Genomic DNA, 700 nt, shown 5'->3' with positions numbered 1-700 from the left:
AAAATTCTAATTGAAGAGTTTGATCATGGCTCAGATTGAACGCTGGCGGCAGGCCTAACACATGCAAGTCGAGCGGTAACATTTCAAGAGCTTGCTTTTGAAGATGACGAGCGGCGGACGGGTGAGTAATGGCTGGGAACCTGCCCTGACGTGGGGGATAACAGTTGGAAACGACTGCTAATACCGCATGATGTCTACGGACCAAAGAGGGGGATCTTCGGACCTCTCGCGTCGGGATGGGCCCAGTTGGGATTAGCTAGTTGGTGAGGTAATGGCTCACCAAGGCGACGATCCCTAGCTGGTTTGAGAGGATGATCAGCCACACTGGAACTGAGACACGGTCCAGACTCCTACGGGAGGCAGCAGTGGGGAATATTGCACAATGGGCGCAAGCCTGATGCAGCCATGCCGCGTGTGTGAAGAAGGCCTTCGGGTTGTAAAGCACTTTCAGCAGTGAGGAAGGTTGGTACGTTAATAGCGTATTAATTTGACGTTAGCTGCAGAAGAAGCACCGGCTAACTCCGTGCCAGCAGCCGCGGTAATACGGAGGGTGCGAGCGTTAATCGGAATTACTGGGCGTAAAGCGCATGCAGGCGGTTTGTTAAGCAAGATGTGAAAGCCCCGGGCTCAACCTGGGAACCGCATTTTGAACTGGCAGGCTAGAGTCTTGTAGAGGGGGGTAGAATTTCAGGTGTAGCGG

1 rRNA gene is annotated in these 700 nt (G+C 53.3%); it reads left to right on the top strand.

Features of this window, described 5'->3' with window-relative positions:
- Positions 1 to 7: 7 nt before the first annotated feature.
- Positions 8 to 700 (top strand): 16S ribosomal RNA (locus tag A1OO_RS01550); the annotation flags it as partial.

Source organism: Enterovibrio norvegicus FF-33 (assembly GCF_000286835.2).
GTDB lineage: Bacteria > Pseudomonadota > Gammaproteobacteria > Enterobacterales > Vibrionaceae > Enterovibrio > Enterovibrio norvegicus_A.
Note: the sequence above shows the minus strand (reverse complement) of the source record. Positions and strands in the feature narration are given on the sequence as shown.